This is a genomic window from Neobacillus drentensis (genome assembly GCF_036966985.1).
GTDB classification, from domain to species: Bacteria; Bacillota; Bacilli; order Bacillales; family Cytobacillaceae; genus Neobacillus; species Neobacillus drentensis_E.
This window is the reverse complement of the sequence record NZ_JBALSN010000372.1, coordinates 1-8,258: the sequence shown is the minus strand read 5'-3', so window position 1 is coordinate 8,258 and position 8,258 is coordinate 1. Positions and strand designations below refer to the sequence as shown.

The window sequence follows — 8,258 nt, the reverse complement described above, 5'->3', positions numbered from 1 at the left end:
ATTTGTGTCGCTGGACACTAAGATTTGATTGAATTTTATATTTGGAATAACAAGTATATATAAACTGCGTAAAATATAAATTTGACGCAGTTAAGTTAATTTAGTAAAATATAGAAGTGAGGTGATTTTATGGTAAATCAATCAAAGCAGCAACAATTTCAAAAACTTCAAACGCTGCTCAAAGAACTTCCTTGGTATGTAGACGAATATATTAATCATAAATTACGTAAGCTTTCGACGGCTTCCTTATTTAATTACTGTCATGATTATAAAATCTTCTTTAACTGGATGATCACCGAGCAATTGGTGTCAGGCACCATCAAGGATATTCCTTTAGAGCGTTTAGAGCAACTGACCGTCTTAGAGGTTGAAGGTTTTTTAAACTATTTGCACTATCAATTAAATAATAAAGAACTCACTGTTAACAGGAAATTATCAGCGTTAAAATCACTGTTTAATTACTTACAAAACATTGCGGAAACCCCAGATTTAAAGCCTTATATGAACCGTAATGTCATGGCTAAAATTGAATTTAATGAAGTAAAAGACAGCATAGAAACCAAGGCAACTAAGATGGAAGGTAAAATCCTCCTCGGCGACGAATATGAAAAATTCCGCTTATTTGTTGCGAATGATTATGGTGATATGTATAAAGATAACAAAAGACTCTATAACTTTTATCAATTAAATAAGGAACGTGATACGGCCATTGTCTCGTTAATCTTAGGATCCGGGCTGCGTCTCTCGGAATTAGTTGGGATTGAATTAGACGATATTGATTATAGTAAGTATTGTGTGAGAGTAATCCGCAAAGGAAATAAAGAACAATTTGTTTATTTTAGTCAAGTAGCTATGGCTGACCTCCAAGAATATTTAGCAGTCAGAACTGCCAAATACAATGTTGATAAAAATGAAAAGGCATTATTTGTTAGTGGCCCAACAGGTCCTAAAGTAAAATCCCGAAGATTAAAAGTTAGAGCCGTTGAAAATCTGATTGAAAAATATGCAACCGCATTCGGTAAACCCTCGTTATCCGTACATAAGCTGCGTCATTCATTCGCGACCAGATATCATGCTGAAATTAATGATGTACCAAAATTAAGACGGCAATTAGGTCATTCATCGATCCAAACGACGATGATCTACACACATATTAAGAATGATGACTTAAAAATTGCTGTGGATAAAATGGATATGCCTAAAGAGCAAATAGAATGATGATCAAAGACTGTCATTTTCGTGGCAGTCTTTTTTAAGATTTTAATCAGTTTACATAATATTATTATGGTAATAAAAATGTTAAATATCTCAATACCTAAGTATACTTAAGATAATGAGACAGAATAAATTTTTTTCATAATTTAACAATTGTTTTAAAATAAAAAATGCGTTCAGAAAGCTTTAGAGCTCCCCAAACGCATTCCTTTAACCTACATTTTTCATTGAATTGCTCCCTGTAAACTGACTATTATACAGGTCTGCATAAAAACCGCCTTGTTCTAGTAACTCAATGTGCGTTCCTTTTTCGATTACACTTCCGTTATTCATTACTAGGATTAAATCAGCATCCCGAATCGTCGACAATCTATGGGCAATTACGAAGCTGGTCCTCCCTTTCATCAAGTGATTCATCGCTTTTTGAATTTGAACCTCTGTTCGCGTATCGACACTACTGGTTGCTTCATCCAGAATAAGGATCGCTGGATTAGCAAGAATTGCCCTAGCTATCGTTAACAGTTGTTTTTGGCCCTGAGATATGTTGGAAGCTTCTTCATTTAAAATCGTATCATACCCATCTGGCAGCGTTCGAATAAAGTGATCAGCGTTGGCCGCGCGAGCCGCTGCCACCACTTCTTTTTTGCTTGCTCCCTCTTTACCGTAGGCAATATTATCAAAAATCGTACTATTAAACAACCAAGTATCCTGCAGCACCATTCCAAACAAACTCCTTAGGTGCTCCCTTTTTAACGATCTCGTATCTACTCCGTCAATTAATATGCTGCCAGAATTAATTTCATAGAAACGCATCAGCAAATTAATTAGTGTGGTTTTCCCCGCTCCTGTTGGGCCGACAATTGCTACTGTCTGACCAGGTTTCACTTCAATTTCCATATCTTTGATTAAGAGTTCATTTTCCTCGTAACCGAAACTAACTTGTTCAAAGGTTACTTCTCCTTTTGGACTAGTGATCACCTGCGCATCAACAGCTTCCGTTACCTCTTCTGTTTCATCTAAAATTTCAAAGACACGTTCGGCACTGGCGATGGTGGATTGAATGACGTTTGCGATTGATGCGGTTTGAGCAATCGGTTGGGAAAATTGACGTGCATATTGGATAAAGGCCTGAATATCACCTATTTCAATCGCTTTTTTCGTTACCAAGATTCCACCAACGACTGATACGAGAACATAGCCGATATTATTAATAAATCCCATCAACGGCATGATCAGCCCGGATACAAATTGTGCCTTCCAAGCAGATTGGTAGAGAGTCTCATTGATTCCCTCGAATGTTTCAATTGATTTCTGTTCGTGGCCAAAAACTTTGACGACTTTATGACCAGTATACATTTCTTCAACATGACCATTTAACTGGCCTAATGATTTTTGCTGCCCTTTAAAATACTGTTGCGACTTTTTAGCAATCTTTGCAATCGCTACACCGCTTAGCGGCAGTGTTAAAATGACAATCAGTGTCATTAATGGACTAATCGACAGCATCATGATAATTACACCGATAATGGTAACAACGGAGGTAATCAGCTGGGTTAAGCTTTGCTGTAAAGTCGTACTAATATTATCGACATCATTAACCGCACGACTTAGAATTTCACCATGGGTACGTGAATCAAAGTATTTTAACGGAAGCCGGTTCAGTTTCTCCTCTACCTCTTTACGGAGATGGTAAACTGTCTTTTGCGCGACACCTGCCATAATATATTGTTGAATATAGGCAAATATTGCACTAAGAATATATAGGCCAATCAGTAAAATAATAATTTGACCGATATAATCAAAATCAATTTTAGCTCCAGGGATACCTCTAAACTTCATCATCAAGCCTTCAAATAACTTAGTTGTCGCTTTCCCCAATATTTTAGGGCTGACAATCGCAAAAATTGTACTGATAATGGCTGTAATTAAAACTGCTAAAAGCTGTAATTTATATGGCTTTAAATAGCTGATAAGTCTATTTAGGGTCCCTTTAAAGTTCTTTGCTTTTTGGACAGGCATGCCCATTCCCATCGGGCCAAATCCGCCCCCTGGTCCAGGGCCAGGTTTTCTAGCTCCTGTCTCTTGAGTGTGGTTTTGATTGGAATCCTTACTCATGCGATTTCCTCCTCTGACAGCTGTGACATGACAATCTCGCGATAAACCGCACATGATTCCATTAATTCTTTGTGTTTCCCGATTCCAGATATTTCACCGTTATCGAGAACAATAATCTGATCAGCATCGATTATTGTACTTACACGCTGAGCTACAATTAGTAACGTTGAGTTCCCCGTTTCGTTTTTAAGGGCAGCACGCAACTTGGCATCTGTTTTAAAATCCAAAGCGGAGAAACTATCATCAAATATATAGATTTCCGGCTTCCGTACAAGGGCTCGTGCGATCGACAATCGCTGTTTTTGTCCGCCGGAAACATTTGTTCCCCCTTGGGAGATTATCGCATCAAAGCCTTCTGGCATGTTAGAAATAAATTCTTTCGCTTGGGCCACTTCAGCAGCATGATCAACCTCTTCTGCTGTTGCATCTTCTTTTCCATATCGAATGTTCTCTGCAATTGTTCCGGTGAAAAGTACAGATTGCTGTGGGACAAACCCTATTTTTTCACGAAGTTTTTCTTGTGCCATATCCCTGACATCTATTCCATCGACAAGGACTTTACCGCTATCGACATCATAAAAACGCGGAATCAAGTTAATGAGTGTTGATTTTCCTGAACCAGTTCCTCCAATAATGGCTGTTACTTCACCAGGTTTTGTCGAAAAAGAGATATTTGAAATCGCTGGCATTTCCGCTCCTGGATAACTGAATGTTACGTCTTGAAACTCAACAAAGCCTTTTTTTCCTTCTTCTACTTTTGACGATGACGGATCTTTAATATCTGCTACCGTCTCAAGCACTTCATTGATTCGAACAGCAGATACCGATGCCCTTGGGATCATGACAAACATCATCGACAGCATAATAAATGAAAACATAATTTGCATCGCATATTGGATAAACGCCATCATATCTCCGACCTGCATATGGCCATTGCTAATCCGCAGTCCGCCAAACCAAACAATCGCGACAGAGGAAAGGTTTAGGACCACCATCATAATCGGCATCATCGCGGCCATAATTTTATTAACCTTAATGGCAGTTTCAGTTAAATCCCAGTTCGCTTCATCAAAACGCTTCTTCTCATGCTCCACTCGGTTAAAGGAGCGAATGACACGAATCCCGGTTAAGTTTTCACGTAAAACCCGATTAAGATTATCTAATTTTATTTGCATCGCTTTAAAAAGTGGGATCCCCTTTCTAGCAATGATCACGATCGCCAGCACGAGAACAGGCAGAGCAACTGCAAGAACTAAGGTAAGCTTGGCATCCTTTGAATACGCCATGATGATCCCGCCAATACACATCATCGGTGCCATCGCCATCATTCGCAGCATCATCACTAATACTTGCTGGATCTGGGTTATATCGTTGGTTGTTCGAGTAATCAGTGAGGCTGTTCCAAGCTGATCAAACTCATGCAGCGAAAAATTTCCGACGTGTGAGAAAATCTTGCTTCGTAATAACTTTCCAAAGCCAGATGCTGCTTTTGCTGAGTAGAAACTAGCTGCAATCGAACAAATCATCCCCCCTGCCGCAACAAGCAGCATATAACCGCCAATTTTCCATATGTAGCCCGTGTCACCTTTAATTACCCCTTTATCAACAATATCGGACATTAACGTTGGCAAATATAATTCTGATAATGATTGTAAGAGGACGAGACCTAAAACCAGAAAAATGGCTAATTGAAATGGTTTTAGAAATTTGGTTAATTTAATCAATATTTTTCAACTCCGTTTTTTAATTNNTTTTTATGAACTAAATATGAACAATTAGATGAAATTAGTTTTTTTATCCAACTCCCTTGGTAATTTGGCAAGACTAAGTATATTCCCGTCTGGAAATCCCGTCAAATTTTTGCAAAATAAAAACACAGGAGCTCCTGTGTCGATAAAATACAGCTATTTATTACGTTCTTTGTGGACAACTGTCCGAACTAATTTCCACTGACCATGATCATAAACCCACGTTGATTCTACAGAGGCAATTACGTCAGCATTTGCAATCCCGGTAATTCGCTGTTCGCCTAGTAACCCTACTTGATTATTCTCTACAGGTATGGGTTGGAGTGTGCTAAATGGATTCACGGTTAGCTCTGTCGGCTCATTTAGCTTGCCATGATAATATAATCCAAGTTTTTTATAATACTTCTTACGGTCCTTTAAATCAAACAGATAAGACTTTCCTGTTTTGGCGAGTTTGATCTCTGCTTTATATCCATGAAGAAAATGGCTATCCATTTCAAGAGGTTCTGGCAGATTAAGTTTCGTCTGTTCAAAATTCCGAATAGAATAGGAATAATTCTGAACAATTTGCTCATTCCCCCCTTTCAACACACTTGCAAATAGGTCTTTCACTCCATCATTGTTTAAATCGACAAGTTCCAATGCCGCCTTGGCACCACTTTCTAGAGGAAAGGTGTATTTCTTTCCGTTTGAAGCACTAATTTCAATATAGATTTTCTCCAAAAATCCTTCCTCTTTCTGATAAGGAACACCTTTTAATATGATTTCTTCCTCTTTTCCGTCACCGGTAATATCTGCATTTTCATTTGAAATAGTGATTGTTTTTGTCGTTTCTTCAAACGCATATACCCCAGTAATGGCAGTAAGTGACATGAGAAAAAATGAAACAATGACCAAAAGCATCTCTTTTTTCATCCAACAACCCCCCAAACTTTGTTACTTAGTATGACCAGTTCTGGAAAAAAAATGAAAAAAGGACACTCTATTTTTTAGAGTGTCCTGTAAAAATTTATTCACTAGGTTTATCTGGTGCAGATACTTTCCAAACAGTGGTTACCTTTCCGTTGTCTTCTTCATCAAGAATAAATGAACCATTTGAATAACGGTCACTGTAGTGAATATCGATTGTATGAAGTGTCTCTAGATGTCCTTTTTCCGTTTGGATAAAAATCACATCTTGCTCATTGGCAATTTCAAATCCTGCAATGCGATGTGGATTTGATTTAAGCTCTCTTAAAATGACTACGCCGCGTTTGGCACGAGTAGTTTTTTCAAATTCTTTCATTTTCATTCTCTTTACCGCTCCACGCTGTGTAGCGATAACAATCGTTTCGTTACTGTCAGGAAGAATGAGTTTACCACCGATCACGAAATCATCATCTTTTAAATTGATCCCTTTCACACCTGCAGCCCGTGCTCCAACAATACTAATTTCATCTTCATGAAACCATAGGGCATAACCTAAGTGGGTAATTAAGAATAATTCTTTGGTTCCGTCGGTTAAATGAACATCGATCACTTGATCATCATCTTTTAAATTGATACCAACAAGTGGTTTAGAGTATCGTTGTGCTTTGTATTGTTTTAGCTCCGTTTTCTTGGCCATGCCATTTTTCGTGACAAAGACAAGGAACAGGTCAGCCTCAAAATCTTTGACTGGAATCGCTTGGATGATTTCTTCATCACGGTCAATTGGAATGATATTAGCTACGTGTTGTCCAAGGTCTTTCCAGCGGATATCTGGCAGCTCATGAACAGGACAGAATAAGTAGTTTCCTTTATTTGTGAAGAGAAGCAGGACATCTTTCGTATTCATTTCGAGTTGAGCTAATAAACGGTCTGAATCCTTCATTGCTAAATCCTGACCATTGGAAGCCGCAAAGGAACGAGTACTTGTCCGTTTTACGTATCCTTGTTTCGTAATCGTTACAATAACATCTTCACTTGGGACAGTTACTTCCAGATTGATTTTCAATTCTTCAATTTCTGCTTCAATTTTTGAACGACGTTCATCTGCAAAACGTTTTTTGACGTCTTTTAATTCTTTTTTGATCACAGAGAAAAGAGTTTTCTCACTAGCTAAAATGCTTGTAAGTTCTTCGATTTTCTTCGCTAACTCTTCCGCTTCCTGTCGAAGAGCAGTAATATCGGTGTTTGTTAAGCGATATAGCTGTAAGGAAACGATCGCTTCTGATTGCGGCTCCGTAAAGGCAAACTTTGCAATCAAATTGTCCTTTGCGTCGCGTTTATCCTTGGATGCACGGATAGTAGCAATTACTTCATCCAGGATCGATAAAGCCTTCATTAGACCTTCAACGATATGCTGTCGTTCTTTGGCTTTATTAAGATCATATTGCGACCTTCTGGTGACAACTTCTTTTTGGTGCTCGATATAAGCATCCAATAATTCTCTAAGTCCCATTAATTTTGGACGTTTTTTATGAATTGCAACCATATTAAAATTATACGTTACTTGGAGATCACTATTTTTATATAAATAATTCAAGACACCTGCTGCATCGGCATCTTTCTTCAGTTCAATGACAATTCTGAGGCCGGTCCTGTCTGTTTCATCGCGGATTTCTGAGATTCCTTCCACTTTACGGTCGAGACGGAACTCATCCATTTTTTTGACGAGATTGGCTTTATTCACCTCATAGGGAATTTCCGTAATAACGATTTGCTGCTTACCGCCGCGAACCTCTTCAATGTCTGCTTTGCTGCGAACGATAATTTTTCCTTTACCAGTTTCATAGGCTTTTTTAATTCCATCAATTCCTTGAATGATACCGCCCGTTGGGAAATCTGGACCTTTGATAATCGTCATGAGTTCCTCTACGGAACAATCAGGATGGTCCATTCTCTTGATAACTCCGTCAATGACTTCACCAAGGTGATGCGGAGGAATATCTGTTGCATACCCCGCAGAAATTCCTGTCGATCCATTAACAAGCAGGTTTGGGAACATCGCCGGCAAAACTGTTGGCTCTTTGGAAGTATCATCAAAGTTAGGAATAAATTCAACTGTATCTTTTTCTATATCTCGCATTAATTCTGCCGCAATGGCGGAAAGCCTTGCTTCTGTATAACGCATCGCGGCTGGCGGGTCACCATCAACGCTGCCGTTGTTTCCATGCATTTGCACGAGGACATTTCGTACCTTCCAGTCCTGACTCATCC

5 protein-coding genes are annotated in these 8,258 nt (G+C 38.7%); 1 reads left to right on the top strand and 4 read right to left on the bottom strand.

What is annotated here, in order from left to right:
* Positions 1-129 precede the first annotated feature (129 nt).
* The gene (gene xerS / locus V7659_RS22375; protein ID WP_335542395.1) at positions 130-1,218 is read left to right on the top strand and encodes a tyrosine recombinase XerS; all 1,089 of its coding nucleotides are present in this window, start codon (positions 130-132) and stop codon (positions 1,216-1,218) included.
* 207 nt (positions 1,219-1,425) lie between these two features.
* Here the strand turns inward: xerS and V7659_RS22370 are convergent, their stop codons facing one another.
* The 4 genes from V7659_RS22370 to parC form a co-directional block, all read right to left on the bottom strand.
* Positions 1,426-3,330, bottom strand: coding sequence for an ABC transporter ATP-binding protein (locus V7659_RS22370; protein WP_335542393.1), 1,905 nt, complete (start codon positions 3,328-3,330; stop codon positions 1,426-1,428).
* The gene (locus V7659_RS22365; protein ID WP_335542392.1) at positions 3,327-5,054 is read right to left on the bottom strand and encodes an ABC transporter ATP-binding protein; all 1,728 of its coding nucleotides are present in this window, start codon (positions 5,052-5,054) and stop codon (positions 3,327-3,329) included. Before V7659_RS22365 ends, V7659_RS22370 begins: the two co-directional genes overlap by 4 nt.
* A gap of 180 nt (positions 5,055-5,234) precedes the next feature.
* On the bottom strand, positions 5,235-5,993 hold the full coding sequence (locus tag V7659_RS22360) for a hypothetical protein (RefSeq protein WP_335542390.1): 759 nt from the start codon (positions 5,991-5,993) through the stop codon (positions 5,235-5,237).
* Positions 5,994-6,087: 94 nt separating this feature from the next.
* The coding region (gene parC / locus V7659_RS22355) for a DNA topoisomerase IV subunit A (protein WP_335542388.1) at positions 6,088-8,258 on the bottom strand (2,171 nt) is incomplete at its 5' end.

What these genes read in the sequence shown, in the direction of transcription:
- xerS (WP_335542395.1), top strand. Translation starts at nt 130, where the DNA reads ATGGTAAATCAATCAAAGCAGCAACAATTTCAAAAACTTCAAACGCTG.
- V7659_RS22370 (WP_335542393.1), bottom strand. Translation starts at nt 3,330, where the DNA reads ATGAGTAAGGATTCCAATCAAAACCACACTCAAGAGACAGGAGCTAGA.
- V7659_RS22360 (WP_335542390.1), bottom strand. Translation starts at nt 5,993, where the DNA reads ATGAAAAAAGAGATGCTTTTGGTCATTGTTTCATTTTTTCTCATGTCA.